Annotated in this window: 24 protein-coding genes; 13 read left to right on the top strand and 11 right to left on the bottom strand. The window is 61.9% G+C overall.

The features are described 5' to 3' along the window. Positions 1-3: 3 nt before the first annotated feature. From FHP89_RS13535 to FHP89_RS13520, 4 genes are all read right to left on the bottom strand, one after another. A complete protein-coding gene (locus tag FHP89_RS13535) occupies positions 4-1170 on the bottom strand; it encodes an acyl-CoA dehydrogenase family protein (RefSeq protein ID WP_144178417.1) in 1167 nt (388 codons plus the stop codon). A gap of 68 nt (positions 1171-1238) precedes the next feature. After that, the gene (locus FHP89_RS13530) at positions 1239-2111 is read right to left on the bottom strand and encodes an HpcH/HpaI aldolase/citrate lyase family protein (protein ID WP_144178415.1); all 873 of its coding nucleotides are present in this window, start codon (positions 2109-2111) and stop codon (positions 1239-1241) included. After that, complete coding sequence (locus FHP89_RS13525; protein ID WP_144178413.1) at positions 2108-2563, bottom strand: MaoC family dehydratase; 456 nt, start codon at positions 2561-2563, stop codon at positions 2108-2110. Before FHP89_RS13525 ends, FHP89_RS13530 begins: the two co-directional genes overlap by 4 nt. Positions 2564-2755: 192 nt before the next feature. Continuing rightward, positions 2756-3889, bottom strand: a complete 1134-nt coding sequence (locus FHP89_RS13520; protein ID WP_144178411.1) for a spirocyclase AveC family protein — start codon at positions 3887-3889, stop codon at positions 2756-2758. 971 nt (positions 3890-4860) lie between these two features. Between FHP89_RS13520 and FHP89_RS13515 the strand changes: the two genes are divergently transcribed. Beyond that, positions 4861-5205 (top strand): hypothetical protein, encoded by a 345-nt coding sequence (locus FHP89_RS13515; RefSeq protein WP_144178407.1) that lies wholly within the window; start codon positions 4861-4863, stop codon positions 5203-5205. A 65-nt stretch (positions 5206-5270) separates the two neighbouring features. Next, positions 5271-6430, top strand: a protein-coding gene (locus tag FHP89_RS13510; RefSeq protein ID WP_391525695.1) for an IS3 family transposase whose coding sequence is annotated in 2 segments (ribosomal slippage) — positions 5271-5535 and positions 5535-6430 — 1161 coding nt in all. Because the reading frame shifts where the segments join, the coding sequence is not laid out codon by codon here. A 23-nt stretch (positions 6431-6453) separates the two neighbouring features. On the opposite strand, the gene FHP89_RS13505 is transcribed toward FHP89_RS13510, so the two are convergent. The 5 genes from FHP89_RS13505 to guaB all read right to left on the bottom strand — a co-directional run bounded on the left by FHP89_RS13505 (position 6454) and on the right by guaB (position 12743). Further along, a complete protein-coding gene (locus FHP89_RS13505) occupies positions 6454-6894 on the bottom strand; it encodes a hypothetical protein (RefSeq protein WP_144178405.1) in 441 nt (146 codons plus the stop codon). Positions 6895-7708: 814 nt separating this feature from the next. Then, entirely contained in the window at positions 7709-7912 is a 204-nt protein-coding gene (locus FHP89_RS13500; RefSeq protein ID WP_144178403.1) for an AlpA family phage regulatory protein, read from the bottom strand. A 255-nt stretch (positions 7913-8167) separates the two neighbouring features. Beyond that, positions 8168-9436 carry a tyrosine-type recombinase/integrase gene (locus FHP89_RS13495; protein WP_144178401.1) on the bottom strand — a complete coding sequence of 423 codons (1269 nt, stop codon included), beginning with the start codon at positions 9434-9436 and terminating at the stop codon, positions 8168-8170. Between the two features lie 218 nt (positions 9437-9654). Then, positions 9655-11217: a glutamine-hydrolyzing GMP synthase gene (gene guaA / locus FHP89_RS13490; protein ID WP_144178399.1), complete on the bottom strand. Its 1563-nt coding sequence runs from the start codon at positions 11215-11217 to the stop codon at positions 9655-9657. A 65-nt stretch (positions 11218-11282) separates the two neighbouring features. Next, on the bottom strand, positions 11283-12743 hold the full coding sequence (guaB, locus tag FHP89_RS13485) for an IMP dehydrogenase (RefSeq protein WP_144178397.1): 1461 nt from the start codon (positions 12741-12743) through the stop codon (positions 11283-11285). 267 nt (positions 12744-13010) lie between these two features. Between guaB and FHP89_RS13480 the strand changes: the two genes are divergently transcribed. Further along, the gene (locus FHP89_RS13480) at positions 13011-13493 is read left to right on the top strand and encodes a DUF4124 domain-containing protein (protein ID WP_144178395.1); all 483 of its coding nucleotides are present in this window, start codon (positions 13011-13013) and stop codon (positions 13491-13493) included. A gap of 82 nt (positions 13494-13575) precedes the next feature. Here FHP89_RS13480 and FHP89_RS13475 read toward each other — a convergent pair whose 3' ends face one another. Together FHP89_RS13475 and FHP89_RS13470 are read right to left on the bottom strand one after the other, a co-directional pair. Beyond that, complete coding sequence (locus FHP89_RS13475; RefSeq protein WP_144178389.1) at positions 13576-13914, bottom strand: RnfH family protein; 339 nt, start codon at positions 13912-13914, stop codon at positions 13576-13578. Positions 13915-13918: 4 nt separating this feature from the next. Beyond that, the gene (locus FHP89_RS13470) at positions 13919-14356 is read right to left on the bottom strand and encodes a type II toxin-antitoxin system RatA family toxin (RefSeq protein WP_144178384.1); all 438 of its coding nucleotides are present in this window, start codon (positions 14354-14356) and stop codon (positions 13919-13921) included. Between the two features lie 80 nt (positions 14357-14436). Here FHP89_RS13470 and smpB point away from each other — a divergent pair, with 80 nt between their 5' ends. The 10 genes from smpB to FHP89_RS13420 all read left to right on the top strand — a co-directional run bounded on the left by smpB (position 14437) and on the right by FHP89_RS13420 (position 25050). Then, positions 14437-14883 carry an SsrA-binding protein SmpB gene (gene smpB / locus FHP89_RS13465; protein ID WP_144178753.1) on the top strand — a complete coding sequence of 149 codons (447 nt, stop codon included), beginning with the start codon at positions 14437-14439 and terminating at the stop codon, positions 14881-14883. Positions 14884-15059: 176 nt separating this feature from the next. Beyond that, positions 15060-15812 carry a molybdate ABC transporter substrate-binding protein gene (modA, locus tag FHP89_RS13460; RefSeq protein WP_144178382.1) on the top strand — a complete coding sequence of 251 codons (753 nt, stop codon included), beginning with the start codon at positions 15060-15062 and terminating at the stop codon, positions 15810-15812. Further along, positions 15809-16492, top strand: coding sequence for a molybdate ABC transporter permease subunit (gene modB / locus FHP89_RS13455; protein WP_144178380.1), 684 nt, complete (start codon positions 15809-15811; stop codon positions 16490-16492). The genes modA and modB overlap by 4 nt, the downstream gene beginning before the upstream one ends. Next, a complete protein-coding gene (gene modC, locus FHP89_RS13450) occupies positions 16489-17574 on the top strand; it encodes a molybdenum ABC transporter ATP-binding protein (RefSeq protein WP_144178378.1) in 1086 nt (361 codons plus the stop codon). The genes modB and modC overlap by 4 nt, the downstream gene beginning before the upstream one ends. A 109-nt stretch (positions 17575-17683) precedes the next feature. Then, positions 17684-18742 carry a phosphate ABC transporter substrate-binding protein PstS gene (gene pstS, locus FHP89_RS13445; RefSeq protein WP_222105396.1) on the top strand — a complete coding sequence of 353 codons (1059 nt, stop codon included), beginning with the start codon at positions 17684-17686 and terminating at the stop codon, positions 18740-18742. 67 nt (positions 18743-18809) lie between these two features. Beyond that, positions 18810-19914, top strand: a protein-coding gene (gene prfB / locus FHP89_RS13440) for a peptide chain release factor 2 (protein ID WP_144178376.1) whose coding sequence is annotated in 2 segments (ribosomal slippage) — positions 18810-18890 and positions 18892-19914 — 1104 coding nt in all. Because the reading frame shifts where the segments join, the coding sequence is not laid out codon by codon here. 30 nt (positions 19915-19944) lie between these two features. Continuing rightward, a complete protein-coding gene (locus tag FHP89_RS13435; RefSeq protein WP_144178374.1) occupies positions 19945-21222 on the top strand; it encodes a hypothetical protein in 1278 nt (425 codons plus the stop codon). Positions 21223-21229: 7 nt separating this feature from the next. Next, complete coding sequence (locus FHP89_RS13430; protein ID WP_144178372.1) at positions 21230-21958, top strand: hypothetical protein; 729 nt, start codon at positions 21230-21232, stop codon at positions 21956-21958. Continuing rightward, positions 21958-22242, top strand: a complete 285-nt coding sequence (locus FHP89_RS13425) for a hypothetical protein (RefSeq protein WP_144178366.1) — start codon at positions 21958-21960, stop codon at positions 22240-22242. The genes FHP89_RS13430 and FHP89_RS13425 overlap by 1 nt, the downstream gene beginning before the upstream one ends. 15 nt (positions 22243-22257) lie before the next feature. Next, positions 22258-25050 carry an AAA family ATPase gene (locus FHP89_RS13420; protein ID WP_144178364.1) on the top strand — a complete coding sequence of 931 codons (2793 nt, stop codon included), beginning with the start codon at positions 22258-22260 and terminating at the stop codon, positions 25048-25050. The last annotated feature ends 10 nt before the right edge of the window (positions 25051-25060 follow it).

Raw genomic sequence — 25060 nt, 5'->3', positions numbered from 1 at the left:
AACTCAATACGACTTGGGCAAACCGAGCACCTTCTCGGCGATGAAACACATGATCAATTGCTCGGTGATCGGCGCGATTCGCGTCACGGTGACCTCACGCAACAGCCGCTCGACGTGGTACTCCTTGGCGTAGCCGAAGCCGCCCAAGGTCATCACCGCCTGCAAAGCGGCGTCGTAGCCGGCACGGGCACCAAGGAATTTCGCGGTATTGGCTTCGGCACCACAGGACTGGTGCGAGTCGTACAGCCAGGCGGCTTTCATTGCCATCAGCCACGCCGATTCCAGCCCCATCCAGCGCTCGGCCAATGGGTGCTGAATGCCTTGGTTTGAACCAATGGCGCGCCCAAAAACCACTCGGTCCTTGGCGTACTGGGTCGCGCGACGAAGTGCGTCCTGGCCGATGCCGATGGCCTCGACGGCAATCAACACACGCTCGGGATTCAGGCTATGAAGGACGTACTTGAACCCTGCGCCCTCCTCACCCACACGGTCGGAATCGGGCACAAACAGCTCGTCGATGAAGATCGCGTTCGAGTCCACCGCCTTGCGCCCCATCTTCGGAATGCGCCGCACCTCGATCTTGCTGCGATCCAGATCGGTATAAAAAATGGTGATGCCGTCGGTCGGACGTTTGCAGTCTTCGAGACGGGTCGTACGCGTCAGCAGCATGATCTTGTTCGCGACCTGCGCCGTCGACGTCCAGACCTTCTGACCACGCACGATGTAGCCGCCATCCACCTTCTCTGCGAACGTCTTGATCGCCGTGGTGTTCAGCCCAGCGTCCGGCTCAGTAAAGCCAAAGCAGCACTGATCCTCACCACTGATCAATCGCGGAATCCAGCGGGCCTTCTGCTCGGGCGTGCCGAACACCACAATCGGGTGCGGACCAAAGAGATTGATATGCACTGTCGAGGTCGCCGTCATGCCGCCGCCGTGAGACGCGACCTCATGCATCATGATCGCCGCCTCAGTCACACCCAGGCCAGCACCGCCATACTCTTCCGGCATCGTGATGCCCAACCAGCCGGATTCGGCCATCGCGCGATGGAATTCGCGCGGAAACTCGCCGTCCTCGTCCCGTGCGAGCCAGTATTCATCGCTGAACTGGCGCACCACCGCAGACACGCCGTCGCGAATCGCCTGATGATCGGGGTTGATTGAGAAATCCATATCCATGTTCCTGTTCAGCCCGTTGGCGGGCGAGTTTCTAACGAACCCAAAGGCTCGAACCGTTTGATCTATGTGCTCGCCGAAGCGAGCGTCCTGAGCGCCTGTACAAGGTGTGGCCGGTCATACATGCGGCCATCAATGCCGACGGTTCCCGCCTCGGGGTTGCTCTCAAAGGCATCGACCACTGCACGGGCATGCGCCAGATCAGCACCGCTTGGCGCATAGCAACGATTGATGGTTTCGACCTGGGCGGGGTGAATGGCGATACGGCCAACAAAGCCGCGACGACGCGACGCAATGCAATCGTCCTCAAGGCCTTTTTCATCACGGAAATCTGAGAAGAGCGTGTCGATCGGCGCCACCGCCGCGGCGGCCGAAGCCACCAGACACATCGATCGTGCGATGAGATAGGGATGCGACAAGGCGCCGTCGGCTTCACGATTGGTTTCTGCGCCGAGCGCGGCGGACAGATCCTCCGCCCCCCACGTCAGACCAAGCAAACGTGGATGTGAGCGCTGATAGCCCGTCATATTCAACATCGCCGCCGACGTCTCCGTCGCCACCACCAGAATCCTGACCGCGCCACGCACCAAGCCGCTACGCGCCTCAAGCACATCCAGGCAATGGCCGAGCCGGATCACATCCTCGATGCCGTCGGCCTTGGGCAGTACCACGCCATCCAACCCCGGACCAACCACCGACGCCAGATCGGCGATGGCCGCTGAATCACTAAATGGATTGATCCGCACAAAACCGGACCACGACCGTCGCCCCGCCGTCTCACGCAAATACCCCGCCGCCTGCTCGCGCGCAATCGGTTTGCGTGCGGCCGCGACCGAATCCTCGAGATCCAGAATCAACACATCGGCAGCACTGTCCCGCGCCTTATCCAGCTTCTTTTCACTGTCTGCCGGCACGAAGAGAAACGAGCGCGTCTTCATTTGGCCGGCACCCGGTGCATCAATGCCTGACGCAAGCATGTCGCCACCAATTCGCCGCGCTGGTTGAAGCCTTCGTGCTTGAACGTGACGATGCCCTGCTCAGGACGTGACCGGCTAGGCCGCAGCTCGAGCACGGTGGTCACCGAGTTAATCGTGTCGCCTGCAAACACAGGCGCCGGAAACTTCACATCCGTCATCCCAAGATTGGCCACCGTGGTACCCAAGGTGGTGTCTTGTACCGACACGCCGATCACCAGCCCCAGCGTAAAGATGCTGTTGACCAACGGGCGGCCAAACTCGGTCTGCGCACAATAGTCCGCGTCGATATGGATCTGGGCCGGGTTGTAAGTCGCAGCACAAAACCAAGTGTTATCCGACTCGGTCACCGTCCGCCGGATCTCGTGCCTGAACGACTGCCCAATCTCAAACTGCTCGAAGTACAAACCCGCCATCGCAACCCCCTAGCATACGTTCTGCTTTATTATTGTTTGCTACCATACCGTATGGTGAAAAACACTGCAACACCCTGCTGAAAGCGTCCTCATTGGATCAACTCAAAGCCGCATCCGACCGGCTATCCGAACCTTCGCGCAATCGCCCGGACGCGATGTCAATCTGCTTCAGAAGCCGACGTCAGCCACGCTTCAACGAACCACCGCCTCTCCCACCGGCTCATGCGCGATCTGCACGGTGTCGGAAAATTTCTCGAGGTCGTTGCGTCGAATGATCGGCAAATCAGGACGAGGACAAGCGAGCCCCGTCCCCGGGCCACACATACCCGTCCCGACCGTAAAGAAGGCCGGCGTATCTTCCGGAAAGGGATCTGCGTTCGCCGTGATCAGTGGCATCGGCAACACATAGATGATTATTTCCAGCACTTGGCAGAACCCAATGATCGCGACCAGACGAACCATGGATTGGCGAAAGTTGGAGTTCTTGCAGAAGGCCATCTTTTCGACGCCCCGCTCCACCCATGTATGCCCCTTGTCGTCCTTGAAGTAGAGCAGCACGCTAGTGCAGCCGACCCACCCGCCAAACAAGAGCGCCTCGTAGAGGGGAAATTGATACCAGTGGCCACCCCACAGACTCAGCGCGCGAATCGAGCCCGGATAGGCGTAGATCCCGGAATAACGGATCAGCAGACTTTCGAGCACTAAATCAACAACCATCGCCGCGAAAACGCCGCACAGCGAAAGCTTGACGTTGGAGATTGTCGGAAAGCGCGCCTTTACGAAACGCATCACCGCCAACCCACCAAAAGTCATCCACAGCAGAAAGCCGGGATAGCCACCAGCCCACGCCAACAATGGCTCCGGCAACAGATTTCCGCGCGGACTCATCCAGCCCGGAATCTCACCCGACAAAAAACCAAGGTTCAACGCGTAAGGGTTGTAAACACAGCCCTGCTGGATCCAATTCATCGACGGATCCCAAAAGATCGCGACGAAGAAGGCAATGCCCAGCAGCCCCGCCGTGTTTGGTTGGCCGGTTTGACGTATCGGTTTGATGATTTGGGTCCAGATCAAATAGGCCCACACCAGAGACATGCCAATCTGAACCGTCCAGACGCCGATCTTGAAGTTCAGCGGCACCTCCACGCCCTCAGCCAACTGAGTGGGACCAAAGTACGGCGCTGTCACCCATTCAAAGACCACATAGAGTATGAAGACGACGAACGCAGCCCCGATGATTGCCCACGTCCGAACAACCGCAGCACCATCGCTACCACTGATATCGCTGGCCAACGCTCCGCGGGAAGCGGCAATGCTCTTTTCCATCTTGTCTCCCAACACCTGTTGTATGCCCCGCCAGGCGCATTCGCCACAGCGCGGTTGCACCTCGGCTTTCGATCAGAAAGCAGGTGACAAACAAATGATGAGGACTCAGGGTTGGATTGTTCCCTGACTAAAGTTGGGTGATGCGCTCACCAAGTACTACGAATGCGCAAGCAGGGGAATGGGACCGTGTCAGGCTACCGGCAATCCGGAGCCGTTCTATGTTGAGCTTTGGCACGATTGGGCCGATAGACAGCAGATCATGACGTAGTGACATCAAGATCAAGCAGGAAATTGCTTCTATCTAATGACAATCCCCCCGATACAAACGCTCGCCAGAGGTAGGTGACGAGGGCAAAGCGATATCCCAGAGCGGTTCAATCGTACATCCGGTTCACATACGCGTGATACAGGTGCTGCTTTGTCTGTGGGTAGGCACTCCGCCCGGCAACGTGTCTTTAGCGATCCGGAATTAGCCCCATGTTGTGCTGTTGCCTTTCACAACACCCCCGGATAACCGGTAGAGCATTCGTGGCCGAGTGCCCTGGGCTGGTGCTTTTTCCCCTACCTCAACGAGGGGGGAGCGCGCACGCATACGCTCAATTAGGTTGCTGAACCAGCCACAGTTGCTGGCCGCGCGATTACTGCAGGACGGCTCCCCGCCTCAAGAGAGTGGTAGCCCGGTGTCGATTGCGGCCTCGGTAGCCCGAGTTAGTCAGCGCTTACAGATAGGCAAAAAAACCGCCTAAATCATGTCTCACTGTCGGCCGACAGGCTCATTCCCAATCAGGACGCGGCATGTAGCCCTATTCTGGTTATCTCACTGTCGGCCACTGTCGCTAACCAGTGGGTTCTCCCTGCTCCACCGTGGGGTGGATAAAAAAAAGGTTGGCCTGTTTGGCCTGATGAACACCCCTGAGTAGGGGTTGACCGATGCCGTGGAAACGGCGGTTGAGTTCGGTGTTGACGCGACTATGAAGGAACGCACTCAACGCGACTTCGCGAATGCGGGCCTCTGGCACCGCGCTCTTCCGGCAAATTTGCCGATTGGAACGGCCACCACCGGCCGCTATGTGGCCAGCGCCGGACGCGAAACGGCCACCACCGGCCGCTATTTGGCCAGCGCCGGACACGAAACGGCCACCACCGGCCGCTATGTGGCCAGCGCCGGACGCGAAACGGCCACCACCGGCCGCTATTTGGCCAGCGCCGGACGCGAAACGGCCACCACCGGCCGCTATGTGGCCAGCGCCGGACGTAAAACGGCCATCACCGGCCGCTATGTGGCCAACGCCGGACGTAAAACGGCCATCACCTGACCTGCTCCCCCACAGCCGTACCACCTGATTGGCAGTGAGGTCCGTCACGATGGAGAATGACGGGCATGAGAAAGAGTCGATTTACCGAACAACAGATCATCGGGTTCCTGAGGCAAGCCGAGGCCGGCATGCCGGTCGCGGAGTTGTGCCGCCAGGGCGGATTCAGCGATGCGACGTTTTACAAATGGCGCACCAAGTACGGCGGCATGGACGCCGAGGAGGCTCGCCGGCTCAAGGGCCTGGAGAGCGAGAACGCCAAGCTCAAGAAGCTGCTGGCAGAGGCGCACCTGGATATCGAGGCGCTCAAGGTCGCTTTCCGGGTAAAGCGCTAGCCCCACAAGACAAACGAGGCGTGATCACGACGATGCTGGCCCAGTGCCGGATCTCGGAACGACGTGCCTGCGCTCTTGTGGGGCTGTCCCGTGATGCGTGGCGACATCCGCCATGTGTTGATGAGCGAACGAAGGTTCTGATCGCACGTATCCGCGAGGTGGCGCATCAGCGGCGCCGCTTCGGCTATCGACGCATCCACGACATGCTGCGTGGCGACTTCCCCGGCACCAATCACAAGAAGGTGTATCGGCTCTATCGCGAGCAGAACCTGTCCGTTCGCAAACGCAGCAAGAAACGCCTGCGTGGTGAGCGCCAGCCCCTGCAGGCAGCGACAAGACTTAACGAGGTATGGAGCATGGACTTCGTCAGTGATGCACTGGCCAACGGTCGCCGGCTCAAATGTCTGACCGTGGCCGACGACTTCAGCCACGAGTGCATCGATATCGCCGTCGCCCATGCCATGCCGGGCAGCCATGTGATTCAGGTGCTCGAGCAAGCCGCCAGATTCCGGGGCTATCCACGTGCCGTACGCACCGACAACGGCCCGGAGTTCACCAGCAGGGCCTTTATGAACTGGGCGCAGGCCCGGGGAATCGAGAACATCCTGATCCAGCTTGGACGGCCGATGCAAAACGGCTACATCGAAAGCTTCAACGGCAGGTTCCGGGATGAGTGTCTGAACGAGAGCTGGTTTGAAACACTGGCCCAGGCCCGAGAAGCGATCGCCATATGGCGTCAGGACTACAACGAGGTCAGACCACACGGCACGATCGGGCGCATCCCACCCGCAGCATTCGCCGCCATGCATCGCCAGAGCTCTGGCGATGCATGGCAACCCACAACCGAATCACAAGCAGCTATTCTGCTAACCCCTGGGCCTCTCTCCAATTGAGTGGTATGGCTGAAGGGGGCAGGTCAATGCCCGAGCGTTTCAGTATCAAGGCTTGGCTCGGCGGAGTCGCGAAACGCCCTAAACGCAACAGCCTGCGAAACGCGCGTTATCCTTCCATCGGCCTGAACAATGCCCCATCGCGAAAACGTCTTCGTAACACTAGAGCTCTTTTGTCCCCACCGGACCACATCGCCAATGTTCGCAGTTATCTCTACGAACCCACCGTCAGCATCTCCTTGATAGACACCAAACCTGAGCTCGCAGTGGCCTCCAACGGGCCAATCAACGACCCGAGCAATCCATGGCTTGCTGAAGCGATATTGGTTATATGAATCAAACTCGATTTCGATACGCACGCACGAGTTTTCGCGGCTTGTGAGCTCAGTTGTAGCCGCCACAATCAACCTTCGCAGTTCATCATTGTTGAACATCTTAAAATCGCAGGTATCTGAGCTGGCACTCATCATCCCCTCCTAACAATGAGTGCCAGGCCATGACTTGACTGGCGTAGTTCAGATTTCTTTGTGAAGCGATGCACTCGACGCTGCAATCTCAGTGCATCGCCAAGCTTCCGAGCGCATTGTGACAAGACCGAATCGGCCAGAAAACATTCGACAACTATCTGTTGGCTATCCGAACTTCGTGAGAACGCTGGATTCCGCTTGACTTCGGGCAGCGGGAGAGGACTCCTCGGGGTAGGTGCGCGCGCTTCAGGCATAGATCAAATTCTCACGTCATTTCAATGGTTCGACCAGTCTGAAGCAAAAACACACCCACACTCCTGAAAAAACGACACCATTTCCAGCCACTTTTTGGCCGCAGTTCAAGCCGCCAAACTTATCCTTCGATCGACTGTCGTATTACTCGGCAAATTTGCCGATTCTCTGTAAGGGCACGGCGAACCCATTTGTTCTTCACGCGGTAGTGCTCTGAAGATCGTGTCCACCAATTTCGATGGTGGACACTATGGACGTCGTTATCCCGCGCCGGCGTCGGCACACGCACAGTGAAGCATTCAAGCAACCCGTTATCTGGGCATGCAGCGCGCCCGGGGTGTCGGTGGCGGGCGTGGCGCGGGCCAATGGCTTAAACGCCCCATGTGCGCCGGTGGCTGCGCAAACGCGGCGTCGAGCCGCCCAGTCGTCGCAGACGCGAGGCTGTTTCGCTTGCCCCGTCCGCCGAGGCGCGCTTCGTACCAGTCACTTTGGCACCAGCGGCCGAGCCGAGGCCGGTCACTCCCAGCTTGTGCTAGCCGCCACCCGACTCAGTATCAACGCATTACCCACATCGACGGCGCCGCGATAGGATCCACGCTAGGATCTCAGACTCGATCCACCCTACCGCGCGGCCTCCCCCGAGTTCAACCTGACGCGGGAAACGCCCCTGCGCAATGAAACGGTAACACGAACTACGCCCCAGCCCTGTGAGCCTCAAAACCTCGGGAAGCCTGAGAATTCGCACATTTTTAATCTCAATCGACATGCCGTCACCTTGGAACTAACACCTGAGACAGCGTGACTGCGCTAAACCAAAACAACGCTGCGAATACTCGTCCACAGAACCGCGCTTTCGATCGCATTTCGATAAAAGCAACCAAGGAAGGGGCTGATGACAGCACAGAGGTACAAACCCTCAGCAATTCCATCGACCCATGTGTTTGGACAACAACACCGGCACTCACATATGCCAATACTAAGCTAGTCCAAGATAGCCTGAAGAAAACGCGGACCTACACCTCTATCCCGGTTCGCGGGGAAATTTTTTTGCGCCGACGATCCAATCATCTAGCATATTCGCCCAATCCTGGAGCATTTCACGACGCGGCTCGCGGTACTCGGCTTTATTGTAGACGGCGCGAACGCCTCGCTGCTCATGGGCCAAGCACTTTTCGATCCAATCGGTATTGAATCCAGCCTCATGCAACAGCGTCGAACCGGTCCGGCGCAGATCATGAACACAGAAATGTGGAAGCTCGTGCCCCTCATTTTGAGCCTTTACGACTACTGAGGTGATCACGCGATTGAGAGTCGCCGCACTCATCGGCTGGTCCGTTTCATATCGACCGGGGAGCAAGTAGGGGCTGCTGCCGGCGCAAGTCTTGAGCCCTACCAGCAGATCGAGCGCTTGCTGACTAAGGTAGACCACATGTGGTCGGCGGGCCTTCATGCGTACGCCGGGTACGGTCCAGGTTCCCTCTTCAAAATCTATTTCCTTCCACGTCGCCTGAAGCAGTTCCCCCTTGCGACATAGAGTCAGAAGGATAAATCGGAGGGCCAATTTGAGTGTTGGCAATGTCCCGACAGTATCGAGAACAGTAAAGAACGTTCTGATCTCTACCGGAGTCAGTGCTCGCTCCCGCGGTTTGAAAGTCGCAATGGCTGAGGCTTTTATCTTCTCGGCGGGGTTATCGATCGAGACGCCGCGCGCCATGGCGTGACGGAAAACCTGCTGGATAATTTCGCGGGCGTGTACTGCTGTGGCCGGTGCTCCCCGGGCCTTGATCCTCTCGCACAAATCGAGCACTTGAGTCGGCGTGATTTCCTCAAGTTTTCGGTTGCCCAACCTCGGCAGTACATCACGATCGAGAATGCTCTTACGCATGGCTACGGTACTGTCGGCAAGGCCCGCGTCACGCAGCCATATTTCAGCAAACGCACTAAAGGTGAACGACTCCCGACATCCCCGTTTTCCGCCGGCTTTGTCTCGCGACGGTGACTCACCACGGCTAACACAATTTTTCGCCCGTGCCAGCAGATCGCGCGCATCGGCCAGAGACAAGGGATCACCATACTTGATGGACTTAGGCTCACGCTTGGGCTGACTGGCCTGGAAGGCTTCGTACCGGCCCAACGTTAGTGTTTCGCGCCGGCCCGCCAAGCGATAGTCGTAGCGAAAAGTCAGAACTCCCTTTGGCGAAACCACTACATACATACCATCACGGTCTGTGGCCTTGTAAGCCTTTTCCCGAGGCTTGAGGCTTTTCAGTTTTAGGTCGCTCAGGGCCATCGCATTGTCCTCTATAGATTTCCTGTTTACCGTCGACGGATAAAAAAACGGTAAACAGTTTTCTGCACTGCTCACACAAACTATACCGTCATTTTCACCGTCGAAAATTTTCGGATCTGCTTGCACGTTGCGGGACGATAAAAAACAAAAGCCCTTGAAGAATCAAGGGCTTTTGTGGATCCATGGGCCGCTATTGGACCCAGTGAGATGCTATCGAATCATTCCCACTCGATCGTCGCTGGCGGCTTGCCTGAGATGTCGTACACCACCCGGTTGATGCCGCGCACTTCGTTGATGATGCGGTTGCTGACCCGCGCCAGCAGCGTATGCGGCAATTCGGCCCACAACGCTGTCATGAAATCCTGCGTCTGCACGGCACGCAAGGCAACCACATACTCGTAGGTGCGGCCGTCGCCCATCACGCCAACGCTCTTGACCGGCAAGAAGACGGCGAACGCTTGCGAGGTCTTTTCATACCAGTCCGCCGCGCGCAGCTCGTCAATGAAGATGGCGTCGGCACGACGCAACAGGTCGGCGAATTCCTTCTTGACCTCACCAAGGATGCGTACGCCCAGGCCCGGCCCCGGGAAGGGGTGGCGATACACCATGTCGTGCGGCAAGCCAAGGGCGATGCCGAGTTCGCGCACCTCATCCTTGAACAGCTCGCGTAGCGGCTCAAGCAGTTTGAGGTTGAGCGTCTCGGGCAAGCCGCCAACGTTGTGGTGGCTCTTGATGGTGTGGGCCTTCTTGTTCTTGCCGCCGGCCGATTCGATCACGTCAGGGTAAATGGTGCCCTGCGCCAGCCAGCGCGCCTTGGGCAGCTTCTCGGCCTGCGCCTGGAAAACCTCAACAAACTCCCGACCGATGATCTTGCGCTTCTGCTCCGGGTCACTCACGCCCACGAGATGGCCGAGGAACTGCTCGGTCGCATCGACATGGATGACCTTGACGCCCAGGTTGCGGCCAAAGGTGAGCATCACCTGCTCGGCCTCGTTCAGACGCAGCAAGCCGTTGTCGACAAACACGCAGGTCAGCTGGTCGCCGATCGCACGATGAATCAGGGCCGCCGCCACGGAAGAATCCACGCCACCGGAGAGGCCGAGAATCACTTCCTCATCACCCACCTGCTCGCGGATGGCCGCGACAGCTTCGGCCACGTAGTCGGGCATGTTCCAGTCATGACCGCAACCGCAGATGTCATGCACAAAGCGGGTGATGATGTCCTTGCCCTTGAGGGTATGAGTCACCTCGGGATGGAACTGCACGCCGTAGAAGCCGCGCTCTTCGTCGGCCATGGCCGCAATCGGCGTGGATGCGTTGCTGCCGATCAGGCGGAAACCCGGCGGCAGTTCGGTGACCTTGTCACCATGACTCATCCACACATCCAGCAGGCCGTGACCTTGGTCGTTGCTGCGGTCCTGGATATTTTCAAACAGCTTCGAATGCCCCTGGGCGCGCACCTCGGCATAGCCGAACTCGCGGGTTTCGGAACTTTCGACCTTGCCACCGAGTTGCGCGGCCATGGTCTGCATGCCATAGCAGATGCCGAACACCGGTTTGCCGAGTTCGAATACGGCCTGCGGTGCGCTTTCGATCTCGCTGTACACCGAATTCGGACCACCCGAGAGGATGATGCCGTCCGCGCCAAAATTGCGCAGAAACTCGTCGGACACGTCGCAGGGGTGAATTTCGCAATACACCTGTTGTTCGCGCACACGACGGGCGATCAACTGGGTGAACTGGGAACCGAAATCAAGGATGAGAATTTTCTGATGCGCCATGGTTTTCGCTCAGCTGGAAATGGAAAAAAGGCGGCCGAAGCCGCCTTGTGCAAACGGTACGCGGATCAATCCACGTGGTAGTTGGGCGCTTCCTTGGTGATCTGCACATCATGGACATGCGACTCACGCACACCGGCCGAGGTAATCTCGACAAACTGTGCACGCTCGTACATCAAGGGGATGCTCGCCGCGCCCACATAACCCATCGACGCACGCAGGCCACCGATCAACTGGTGGATCACCGCGGTCACCGGGCCTTTGTAAGGCACCCGACCTTCGATACCCTCGGGCACGAGCTTGTCGGTATTGGACGACGCGTCCTGGAAGTAACGATCAGCAGAACCCTGCTGCATCGCCCCCAGCGAACCCATGCCGCGGTAGGACTTGTACGAACGACCCTGGTACAACACGGTTTCGCCCGGCGCTTCTTCGGTACCGGCAAACAAACCGCCCAGCATCACCGCATTGCCACCGGCCGCGATCGCCTTGGCGATATCACCGGAATACCGGATGCCGCCGTCGGCGATCATCGGCACGCCAGTGCCGGCCAGCGCCTTGCACACATTGGAAATGGCAGTGATCTGCGGCACGCCCACGCCGGCCACGATACGCGTGGTGCAGATCGAGCCCGGCCCGATGCCGACCTTGACGCCATCGACACCCGCGTCCAGCAAGGCCAGTGCGGCATCGCCCGTGGCGATATTGCCGCCAATCACCTCGACGTGCGGGAAGTTCTTCTTCACCCAGCGAATCCGCTCAAGCACGCCACGCGAGTGACCATGTGCGGTATCCACCACGATCACGTCGACGCCGGCTTCAGCCAAACGTTCGACCCGCTCTTCGGTGCCTTCGCCCACACCCACCGCAGCGCCACAGCGCAAACGACCGTGCTCATCCTTGGCGGCATTGGGGTGCTCGGTCGACTTGAGCATGTCCTTGACGGTGATCAGACCGCGCAGCTCGTCAGAGCCGTTGATGACCAGCACACGCTCAAGGCGGTGCTTGTGCATCAGCTTCTGGGCCACCTCGAGGCTTTCGCCTTCGGGCACCGTAATCAGACGCTCACGCGGCGTCATGATTGACGACACCGGCTGATCCAGATTGATCTCGAAACGCAGGTCGCGGTTAGTGACAATACCCACCACCTTGCCATCATCGACCACCGGCAAGCCCGAGAACTTGTTGAGGCGCGTCAGGGCGACGACCTCACGGACGCTCATGTCGGACGGAATGGTGATCGGGTCCTTCAGGACGCCGGACTCAAACCGCTTGACCTTGGAAACCTCGGCCGCCTGTTGCTTGGCCGAGAAATTCTTGTGAACAATGCCGATTCCGCCTTCCTGGGCGAGCGCAATCGCGAGCCGGGCTTCGGTGACCGTATCCATCGCAGCCGACACCAGCGGAATGTTCAATCGAACGTTCCGGGTCAGCTGCGTCTGGAGGCTGACATCCTTGGGGAGGACGTCGGAATGGGCGGGGACAAGAAGGACGTCATCGAACGTCAGCGCCTTCTGAATCACGCGCATGGCTATAATCCTTTCAACCAAATCCGTATTATACAGATGGATCTTCAGTCTGTTGAGTCCCGCGTAGGAAACTCGCGCTTTTGGCGCTCCGCGACTGACCAGACCACGCCTCCGACGAAGCGGGCCGTGACCATCTACACACCGCACGGCCATTTCGTTTCCGCCCAGGGGCGCAGATCCGATTACAATGACATTGACCATCGGCGCAACGCCTTTTCGCGCCGGCCCTGACCGATTGGACACTCAATCCTGCAAGGCTTGATCTCAATGCGACTTCGCTACTCACCGCTACTTCTCCTGACGCTGGTTTCGAGCATCGTTTTTGCCGGCCAGGTCTATGAATGGACTGACGCCAACGGAAAACGCCATTTTTCCGATACGCCGCCGGCTGGCGTAGAGGCCAAGGCAACCGGCATCCGGACCGGCCCTCGCACAAGCAGCGCACCGCCGGCAGGTGGTGCAGCACAGAGCACCGCCGACGCCCCCACCACCTGGGCCGAAAAAAACGCTGACTTCGCCAAGCGCAAGGCTGAAGCGACCGAAAACACCGCCAAGGCCAACGAAGAGGCCGAGCAGGCACGCCGCAAGAAAGAAGCCTGCGAACAGGCAACCGCCCAGCTCAAGCTGCTTGAAAGCGGTGGGCGCGTGCAACGTATCAACAATGCCGGCGAGCGCGAAGTGCTGGACGACGCTGGTCGCGCCGAAGAAATGGAACGCAGCCGCAACATCATGAAGCGCGCCTGCGAGTAAGCTTGCCGACCATTCGCACACCGAGCACCCAATAAGTAAAGGCCCCAGCAACCCGGGGCCTTTACTTTTATTGGCGGCCGACTTACTGCGCCTCGTCTGCCGATGCTTTGTCGTCGCCACCGCCCTTCGTCATGGCCTTGCCCTCTTTGGCCCGCTTGCGGCGCACCTCTTTCGGATCGGCAATCAGGGGACGATAGATTTCGACGCGATCGCGCTCCCGCAACACGCTCGATAGGGGCGCCAGCTTGGCGTAGATCCCCACTTTGTTGGCGCCGCTCAAATCGATTTCGGGATATTTCTGCAGCAGACCGGACGCCTCGATTGCATCCTGTGCCGTCGCGCCTTCCGGTACCTTGACCCGCACCACATCCTGACGCTCGCGCAGCGCGTAGACCACTTCGACGGAAATCTGTTCAGCCATGAAATCAGGCGCTCCGATAGACCTGCCCGGCGCGCTTCACGAAGGCGTCGACAAAGGTGTTGGCAATATGATTGAAGACCGGCCCGAGCACTTTCTCGAGCAAACGGCTGGCAAACTGGTAGTTGAGGCTGAACTCGACCTTGCAGGCGGTATCGCCCAGCGGCGTGAAGACCCAACCCCCATCGAGGTGCTCGAACGGGCCTTCCTTGAGGCGGATGTGCATCTCCCGCGGCGGCAGCTTGGTGTTCTCGGTTGAAAAATGCGCCTTGATGCCGTGGTAGTTGATATGCAGCGTCGCGGCGGTCAGCGTATCGCTGCGCTCAATCAGCTCGGTCCCGCCACACCACGGCAAGAACTTGGGATAGTCCTCGACCTGGTCGACGAGCGCGAACATCTCGGCGGGGGTGAATTCGATCAGGACAACTTTTTTGACGGCGGCCATGTGTTCGGGGCGGAAGATAGCGGAACTGCTAGAATGCCCGATTTTACCGCATGCTGGCCGATATGGCCGACCGGGACGTCATGAGCATCATCGACAATCGCAAAGCTTTCCACGATTACTTCATTGAAGAGAAGATCGAAGCCGGCCTCGTGCTCGAGGGCTGGGAAGTGAAAGCGATCCGCGCAGGCCGCGCCAATATCAAGGAAGCCTACGTGCTGATCCGCGATGGCGCGATCTTCATCCTCGGCATGCACATCACGCCTCTGACCTCGGCCTCGACACACATCCATGCCGACCCGGTCCGCACCCGCAAGCTGCTGCTCCATGCCGCGCAGATCGATCGCCTCCTCGGGCAGGTCGAGCGCGCCGGCTTTACGCTGGTGCCCCTCGATCTGCATTATTCAAAGGGGCGGATCAAAGCGACCGTCGGCCTGGCCAAAGGCAAAAAGCAGCACGACAAGCGGGAGACCGAAAAAGCCCGTGAGTGGGAGCGCGAGAAAGGCCGCCTGATGCGAGACAAGACCTGAGCGGCATCGCCACCACGCGCAAGCTCGGTACTGACTAAGCAAGCACCCCATCCGCTGACGGAACGACTTTTCGCAACACCCCATGCGTCATCGACAAACGGGTTGATCTGGATTTGATCCGCCGCCTGGCAAAATGCGTTATCGTTCGCCAACAATAACGCTTACCCAAACCCGCCGTGCCCAAAACCCTTCGCTCACTGTGCGCCGCCCTCTTGCTGCTGATTGCACCGTTTGCAACCGGCGGCGAGATTACGGTCGCGGTGGCGTCGAACTTCATCAAGCCAATCGAGGCCCTCGCACCCGCTTTTTCCGAAGCCACCGGCCATCGCGTCCGCCTGTCTACAGGCTCGACCGGCAAGTTTTACGCCCAGATCCAACGCGGCGCACCCTTTGATGTCTTCCTGTCGGCAGACGAAGCACGTCCGGCACGTCTGGAAGATGAAGGGTTTGCAGTTCAAGGTAGCCGCTTCATCTACGCCATCGGCCGCCTGGTCCTGTGGCAGGCAGAAACCAACCGCGACATCCGCCCGGACGTCTTGCGCATTGCCGATGGCGGCCGGGTCGCGGTCGCCAATCCAGTCACCGCGCCCTACGGAACCGCCGCCGCCGCCGCCATCGAAAACCTCGGCCTGAGCGCGACGCTTGCGTCCCGCTTGGTGCAAGGCGAGAACATCGGCCAGACCTTTCAATTTGTCGCCACCGGCAACGCCGCCTTCGGTTTTGTCGCGTGGTCTCAGGTGAGTCAGAACGGCGCCTTGATCCGCGGCTCCGGCTGGCTGGTGCCTGCGGACCTGCACCCGCCGATTCGCCAGGCCGCCACCCTGCTTTCACGCAGCAAGGACAAGCCTGCGGCGCGCGATTTCATGGTCTTCCTGAAAAGTGAAACGGCACGCCAGATCATTCGCCAGCACGGTTACGACACCGAATGAACGCCATCCTCAGCCCCGCCGACGTCGACGCCATCTGGCTCACGCTCAAACTCGCGCTGACGGTCACGGTCTTGCTGCTGCTCCTTGGTACGCCGCTGGCGTGGTGGCTCGCCCACTCGCGCGCACGATGGCGCGGCGCGGTGAATGCGCTGGTCGCCCTGCCGCTGATCCTGCCGCCGACCGTGCTCGGTTTCTATTTGCTGGTTGCCATGGGCCCTAACGGCCCGCTTGGTCGCCTGACCTCCGAGATCGGCCTTGGCGCCCTGCCCTTTACCTTTGCCGGGCTGGTCATCGGCTCGCTGATCTACTCGCTGCCCTTCGTCGTCCAGCCGATCCGCGATGCCTTCATCGCCATTGGCCCGCGCCCGCTGGAAGTCGCCGCCACGCTCGGCGCCCGGCCGATCGACGCCTTTTTCTCGGTGGTGTTCCCGCTGGCCCGCCCAGGCTTTCTGACCGCCACCGTACTCGGCTTCGCCCACACGGTCGGCGAATTCGGCGTGGTGCTGATGATCGGCGGCAACATTCCCAACGAAACACGTGTCGTCGCCATCCAGATCTACGATCATGTCGAGGCCCTGGAGTACACGCAGGCGCACTGGCTCGCGGGTGGCTTGCTGGCTTTCTCCTTTATCGTGCTGCTCGCGCTCCACACGCTCAACGACCGGCAGGCCCGCCGATGAACCACGACGGCGCCCTGCACTTCGATCTCGCGCTCGACCTGCCCCAGCTCAGCATTCAGGCCGCGGCAACACTGCCGCCGCGCGGCGTCACCGCGCTGTTCGGCCCCTCCGGCTCCGGAAAAACCACGCTCCTGCGCATGATCGCCGGCCTGGAGTCCGGCGGACGGGGTCAGATCCGGCTCGGCGACACCGCTTGGCAAGATGACGCCGCAACACGCCGAGTGCCGACCCACCAGCGCGAACTGGCCTACGTCTTTCAGGAAGCGAGTCTGTTCGCCCATCTGACGGTCCGCGACAATCTCGCCTTCGGGCTGAAGCGCGCCCGCAGCACCGCGCACACGATCCGCTTTGACGACGCCGTGGCCTGGCTGGGCGTCGGCCATCTGCTCGACCGCGCGCCTTCGCACCTCTCCGGCGGCGAGCGCCAACGCGTCGCCATCGCCCGCGCACTGCTGGCCCAGCCGCGATTACTGCTGATGGACGAGCCGCTGTCAGCAGTCGATGCTGACGGCCGCGACGCCATTCTCGATACGCTGGAGCAGCTCCCCGAGCGACTCGGCATTCCGATCATCTACGTAAGCCACTCAATCGAAGAAGTCGCCCGCCTCGCCGACCATCTGTTGCTGATGTCGGCCGGTCGCCTGATTGCCGATGGCCCGACCAATACAATCCTCACCCGCTGCGACCTGCCGCTGGCCCATGGCGCGCATGCGGGCGCAGTAGTGCAGGCCACCGTCCGGCACCATAATCCAGCACATCACCTCAGCACCCTCGCCTTTGCCGGCGGCGAACTGATCGTGAGCGCGGTCGACCGGCCGATCGGCGCGGCTGCTCGGGCTCGCATCGCCGCACGCGACATCGCGATCTCCCTGCACCCACCTGCCGACAGCAGCGTACTCAACCATCTGCAGGCGCAGATCGTGGAGGTGTCGGACGACCCGAACCCGGCACACTGCCTGGTGCGCCTGCAAGTCGGCGAGACCCACCTGCTCGCCCGCATCACTCGTCTGTCGCGGGCGCGCCTGGATTTGCATGCGGGCAAGCATGTTTGGGCGCTCGTCAAGGGCGTGGCCGTCCGGTAGCCCGAGCGGCTCATGCTGTCGTTCATGCACCCTTAACAAAATTCATATCCTCGACACATTCGGGCGGCAGAATGCGCCCGCCTGAATTATTACTTTGGATATACCGCCCGTGGTCTCTACCCTGATCCGATTCATCGTCGTTGCGCTCGCCCTGACCCAGGGGCTTGCTCATGCCGACACGCCATTGACCGTCCGTGGCGCGGGTTCCTCAGCCGCCAAGCACATCTACACCACCTGGGCCGACGCCTTCGCCAAGGCGGGTGGAAATCCCGTGGAATACGCGTCGGTGGGCTCCTCGAAAGGCGTTGCGGCGATTCGCTCGCGTGATGTTGAGTTTGGCGCCTCAGACGTGGCGCCGGACAGAGCTTCGCTCGACAAGGACGCGCTCGTGGTGGTGCCCACCGTGGTCAGTGGTGTCGTGCCCTTCTACAACCTGCCCGAGCTCAAGGCCCACACGCTGCACCTCGATGGCGACACGCTGGTGCGCATTTTCATGGGCAAGATCACCCGCTGGAATGACCCGGCGCTCGTCGCGCTCAACCCGGGCGCGCCACTGCCCACCGCCGATATCCGAGTGGTGGTGCGTGCCGACGGCTCGGGCACCACCTATAACTTCACCGACTACCTGTCGAAGGTCAGCGCGGCGTGGAAATCTCAACATGGCGCCGCCAACCGCATCCAGTGGTTCGACGGGGTCATCGCCACCCCGAACAGCGGAGGCGTGGTCAAGGCCGTGCAGGCAACGCCCGGCGCAATCAGCTATGTCGACTACACCTATGCACTAAAGGACAAGCTCAGCGGTGCCATCATGAAGAACCGTGCGGGCGTCTTCGTGCCGCCGACCATCGAGCATTTTCGCGCCGCCCTGAGCGCCAGCCCCTGGCAGAGCGCCGGCGAGTTCACCCAGACCCTGACCGACCAGCCGGGCGCCGACAGCTGGCCGATCACCATGGGCACCTTCGTGCTCCTGCCGAAGATCATGGACGAGACGACGGGCATCGCCACGCTGCGCTTCTTCACTCACGCCTTCATGCACGGCGACGAGCTGGCCAGCAAAGCCAATTTCGTGCGCCTGCCCGATGTCGTGCAGGCCAAGGCCTATCGCGCACTGGCCACCATCACCAGCCCGGCTGGCACACCCATCGCCTATGCCAGTCTTGGCCAGTAAGCTGCCGATCCGGGAGGCGCTGGCTGTATAATGCGCGGTTTGCATTGATCAGCCGGAGCCCTCGACCATGGACGCAGAACGCATCAACGATATCGCCGAAGCCCTTGCGGACTTGAAGCGCCGCGGGGAAGAACTTCGGAGGTATCTTTGACTACGATGAAAAAGCCTCAAAACTAGAAGAAGTTAACATCGCCCTCGAAGACCCTGCCGTCTGGAACGACGCTGCGCGCGGTCAGGCGCTGGGCAAGGAAAAGAAGCTGCTAGAAGGCGTGGTCGTCACGCTTCAGCATGTCGCTCAGCAATCGGGCGATCTGCTTGACCTGTTCGAAATGGCCGAATCCGAGGGCGACGACGACACGCTCGAAGCCATCGAGACCGACGCCAAGGCGCTCGAAGAAGTCGTGGGCGGGCTCGAATTCCGCCGCATGTTCTCCGGCCCCATGGACGAAAACGCCTGCTTCATCGACATTCAGGCCGGCGCCGGCGGCACCGAAGCCCAGGACTGGGCGGGCATGCTCGAACGCATGTATCTGCGCTACTGCGAACGCAAGGGCTTCACCACCGAACTCCTCGAAGAATCCGACGGCGAAGTCGCGGGCATCAAGAGCGCCACGATCAAGGTCACCGGCGAGTACGCCTTCGGTTTCCTGCGCACCGAGAACGGCATTCACCGTCTGGTACGCAAGTCGCCGTTCGACTCCAACGCGCGTCGCCACACCAGTTTCTGCTCGGTGTCCATCTACCCGGAAATCGACGACTCCATCGAGATCGACATCAACCCGGCCGATGTGCGCACCGACACCTACCGCGCCTCGGGTGCGGGCGGTCAGCACATCAACAAGACCGACTCGGCCGTGCGTCTGACGCACAACCCGACCGGCATTGTCGTGCAGTGCCAGAACGACCGCTCGCAGCACCGCAACAAGGACGAAGCCTGGAAGATGCTCAAGGCCAAGCTGTATGAGCTTGAGCTGCGCAAGCGCCAGAGCGAAGCACAGGCGCTCGAAGACGCCAAGAGCGACATCGGCTGGGGCCACCAGATCCGCTCTTACGTGCTCGATCAGTCGCGCATCAAGGATCTGCGTACCAACTACGAAGTCGGCAACACCCAGGGCGTGCTCGATGGCGACCTCGACAAGTTCATCGAGGCCAGCCTCAAGCAAGCCGTTTAAGGCGCTGCACGCACTGGGCGCAAAACCGGCATGACCGATCAGGACCTCGCAGACTATCTCGCGCCCGGCTACGCTGTGGACGATGTGCCCGAACTCTCGGCACTCGCCGCGGCGCAGCCGGTTATTGACACCTTCATCTCCCTGTTTCGCGGCAGCGAGGCGGAGGTCTTGCTGCGCCTGCTCGTCTTGCGCGAAGTCGGCCGCGACGTCGATCACCCGCGCTGGTCGCCCGACGCGCTGCGCCGCCGCTTCGCCTACCTCGACCCGGTCAAGCTCGAAACCACGCTCAAGCGCCTGCGCGAATCGGGCCTGATCAGCTACGCCGACGACGGGCTCTACCACCTGTCGGACGCGGGTAGAAATGCCGTCGCTGCGCTGGGCATGCTGCTGCGCTTTGGCGAGTCCGAAGACGCCGAACTCGGCTTCCTCACCGCCCAGCTCGCCGGCCTGCAAGCCACCGACAGCATCACCGCCGAGGCGCTGGGGCATCTGCTGTCCAAACTCAACGACCTCACGCTGCACTTTGAAGAGGCCATCGCCTCGGGCTCCGAGTTCCGCATCGTCGAGTCACGCCGCCGGCTCTCGGCCAACGGCAAATGGCTTGATCGCGGCACCGACATCCTGCGCTCCTTGCTGTCCGACCCCGAAGCGCCCTTCGACGTCGCCCGCATCGCCCAGCGCATCGGTTTGGCGCAATCGCGGCTGGCGCGGGTAGACGCCGCCTTCCAGCGCGCGCTCAACAAAATCGAAACCCAGCGCGTCACGCTTGGCAGCTCCGGCATTTCGTCCAGCGACGTCACCGCCTGGCTCGGCCAGCAAAGCATGGATGCGCTGGCGGCCATGGCCTTCGACGCCATCACCGACACCCCGCACATCCCGCTGCTCGCCGGGGGGCACGAACTGCTCGACCGCGCTGAAACCGCACTCTGCGACCTGCTACGCGGCGAGGCCGACGACACCACCCTGCCCGCCGCCGACACGGCCCCCACCGCGCTCGCGCCCGAAGAAGAAGACCTGCGCCTGCTCACCCATTTTGCCGACCGGCTCGACGCCATTGACACCGAGCCCGCCACCTTGCACGACATGGTCGCGGGCGGCGGTTTCGGCCACGCCGCCTATCGCCTGTCGCTGCTCGCCCTGCTCGCCGACAGCCAGGACAGCGCACCCGGCGACGGCCCCATCGGCGCCTTCATGCGCCTGCCCCTCAAAGTCGACTTCAATACCACGCTGGTCGACGTCGGCCACGACGAAATCGCCCGCATCAGCGCCGGCAGCATCCGCCGCCTGAGCCCCCAAACCACGGACTGACGCGCCCATGGAACACGACATCCGCGCCCTCACCGCGCGCCTCATCGCCCAGCGCTGGCTACCGCGCAAGGACCCAATGGTGCGCCGCGCGCTCATCGACGAAACCTTCCGCCACGAGATCGATCAGCGCCTGGCCAGCGTCGGCCTGCGCCTGCTCGACAACCCCTACGCCGCGCATGTCGCCGTCGGTCTCACGCCCGACGCGCTCGAGCCGACTTTCGGCAGCGGCCGCGAATACCAGGCCAGCAACATGGGCCTCACCCGCGACGAAATCGCGCTGCTGGTGGTGCTTTGGGCGCTGATCATCCTGCCCAAGCGCGAGCGCCAGGTCACCCGCCAGAACCTCGCCAATGAAGGGCAGGAAGAGCTCTTTGCCGCCGAGCAACCTGTCGCCCATGGCGCAGAGGTCTCGGCCGGCGTCTCCGAAGCCTCGCTGATCGCCGACTTCGGCCCGCGCCTCGGCGGCAAGACCAAGGTGCGCAACTTCATGCTCGGCCGGCTCGCCCGCCTCGGCTTCATCGAGCGCCGCGGCGGCATGCTGCTCGAAGGCCCGCTGCTCGACGTCGCCCTCGACTACCGCCTGATGGCCGACCGCATCATTCACGGCACCCTCGCCGGCGTGCTCTCCGACGCCGGCCACCCGCCGCCCGCCGCCGACGCCTTTGCCCTGGCCGGCGCCGACGATGAAGACGAATTCGACGGCGACATGCCTGAACCCGGTTCCGAGGTTTTCTGATGACACGCTTTTTCCAAGCCCTTTTCGTATTCTGCGTTGCTCTCGCCTCAGCGCAAGCGCACGCCCTGAGCAGCGCGCGTGCCGGCGGCGACGACACCAGCAGCTATCGCACAAAACCCGCGCAAAGCGACCGCAACTGCGCACGCTATCAAAGTGCCATCGCCAAGCTAAACGCCAGCATCGCTCGCGAAGGCAACCGCAGCCGCATCCAGCGCCTCACCGAAAGCAAGCAGCGCTACCAACAACGCATGCGCGACGGCGGCTGTGGCCGCAGCCTGCGCTGATCAACGCCGAAAACGATGTTCCATATCAAACAGATCGAACTGGTCCACTGGGACTTCTGGCGCCGCTTCACGCTGCCGCTGGACGCCCAGATCATCACCATCGTCGGCCCCAACGGTTCCGGCAAAACCACCTTGCTCGACGCCCTGCGCACACTGTTTGCGCTGCGCTGCTCGGGCAAGCGCGACTTCCGCCGCTATGTGCGCCGCGCCAACCGCAGCCATGCGTGGATCCGCGCCACCGTCGCCAACCTGCCCGGCGCCACCGGGCGGCGACCGTTCTTCCCCTGCCTTGCCGACACCGTCACCCTGGCCTGCCGCATCCGCCGCGCAGGCGGCGAGTGGACGCGCGACTACACCATCGTCGACGGTGACGTCGACATTGAAGCGCTCGACACCAGCAACGACTGGATCGGCCTGCGCGACTATCAAAGCCGTCTCGCCGCCGGCGGCCTGACCCCGGCCATCGCCAAGGTGCTGGCGCTGGAGCAAGGCGACACCGACAAGCTGTGCGAATACGCGCCCAAAGCCCTGCTCGAACTGGTCTTCGATGTCTTCGGCGACAAGGAAGTGCTCGACAACTACGACGTCGCGCGCGAAGAGCAACAAAACGCCGAGCGCGAGCTCGACAGCCTGTCCATCGACCTCGACCGCCTGCGCGCCCAGGCCGAAGCCAAGCGCCTCGAGGCCGATCGCTATCTGGAATGGAAGCAGATCACCGACGAGCGCTCGGCGCTCGACGCCGAAATCATTCCGCGCCTCGAAGCCTTTGAGCTGCGCCGAGACATCCGTGCCGAACGCAGCCAGTTGCGCACACAAGACGGCGAGCGCCGCGAGCGCCAGTCCGGCCTGCTCGCCGCCCGCCAGCGCATCGCCCAGGTTGACGCCGAGCGTCTGGCCGAAGAGAAGGCCCGCGCCAAGGCCCGCAGCCAGTTTCTGGACACCGAACAGCGCCACCTAAGTGCCCACGACCGCGTGCGCGATCTCGAACGTGTGCTGTCCGAGCGCAACGCCCTGCGCGAACTGCTGGCCCGCGAAGAGGGCCAGGACGCCGTCGCGATCGAAGCCGAACACGAGTCGGTCGAAGCCGAGCTGACCGCGCTGCGCGCGCAGGAGCGCGAGCTCGTCGCCCGCTTCGAAACCGCCAAGGACGCGCTGGCCCACGCGCATGAACGCAGCAGCCCGCCCTCCGACCCCGAAGTGCGCGCCTTCCGCGCCGTACTGACCGAGGCCGGCATCGCGCACAGCGCGCTCAGCGAATCCATCGAGATCACCGACGCCGCCTGGCAAGGCGCCATCGAGGCCGTGCTGCGCCCCTACCGCCACGTGCTGCTGCTCGAGCGCGCCGCCGACCGCCATCAGGCCTGGGCGCTGGGCGAGCGTGAGCGCTTCCGTCACTTCATCGTCGCCGACTGCGAAAACGCGCCGCCCGCCCAACGCGACACGCTGGCCGAAGTCGTGCGTTTTGCCGGCCCGGTGCCGCGCTGGCTGGCCGACCTGCTGAACCGCATCACCCGCGTCGAAGACGCCGCCGCCGGCAGCGCGCTGTCGCGCGATACCGAGTGGATCACCCGCGATGCCTATCACCGCGAGCGCCGCGGCGCCCGCCACCTCGGCCGTCCTCGCGAGTTTCACTTTGGCGAGCTGGCCCGCCAGGCGCGCATCGACGCGCTCTCGGCCGATGTGCGCGAGCTCGACAAGGCGCTCAGCCCGCTGCGCCCGCAAATGGATGTGCTGCGCGACCGCCTCAACACCCTGCGCAGCCAGTTGCTCGGCCTCAGCGCCGCGCCACAACTGGCTGCCCGCGCGCAAGCCTTTGCCGAAGCGGAAGGCGATCTGCCCGTCGCGAAAAAAGCGCTGACCGACGCCATTGCCGAGCGCACCGAATTGCAGGCCACGCTCGATGGCATTGGCGAGCGACTCAACGGCATCCAGATCGAACTCGACCGCCGCCGACGCGAACTGGCCACGCATGAACAACGCCTCGGCCTGCTCGACAGCGAAGACCGCCCGCGCCGTCAGTCGCAAGCCCAGCGAGTGCAACGCCTGCGCCGGCTGCGTCGCGGCATGCCCGCCGGCTGGCGCCGAGGAGAAGGCATCGAAGCACTCACCGAGCGCTACGGCGACGCCCGCAGCGCACGCGCCGAGTCCGAGCGCCTGCGCTTGCGAATTGAGCAAGGCGACTGGGTGCAGGACGCCGCCGTGCTCACCCTGCGCGACCGCCTGCTCGACGACCTCGGCCGCCGCGAGCGCGACTACGCCACCCGCCAGGGCTATTGCGCCACGGCCCGCCGTCACACCGACGAGGCGCGCGGCGCCTACATCGGCAAGCTGCGCGCCACGGTGCGCCAGTACAGCCGCAACCTCAAGGCCCTGGGCGAGCTGGCGCATGTCGAAGTGGACTGCCCGGTGCCGCACCTGGACAACGACGACACCGCCCTGCACCGCTCCGGACTCGATGTGCGCTTCGACTTCGACCGCAAGGGCGCGGTCGGCCTGAACGACGGCGAGGCCTCGGGCGGCCAGCAGGTGATGAAGTCGCTGATTTTGCTGATTGCGCTCTTGATGGACGACACCCGCCCCGGCGGCTTCGTGTTCATCGACGAGCCGTTTGCGCACCTGGATGTCGCCAACATCGACCGTGTCGGCGCCTTCCTGCGGGCCACGCGCGCGCAATATCTGATCACCACCCCGGTCACGCACAACGCCAATGTATTTGCGCCGGCGCAGCTCACGCTGGTCACGCGCAAAAAACCACCGGCAGAAGAGTGGGCGCCGCCAATCGGGGTGCTGCAGCGCCAACGAGACTGACCGCCGGACG

Origin of the sequence: Denitromonas ohlonensis (genome assembly GCF_007625205.1) — a bacterium.
Lineage (GTDB): Bacteria > Pseudomonadota > Gammaproteobacteria > Burkholderiales > Rhodocyclaceae > Nitrogeniibacter > Nitrogeniibacter ohlonensis.
The sequence above is the reverse complement of the archived record's forward strand: the minus strand, read 5'-3'. Positions and strand labels throughout refer to the sequence as shown.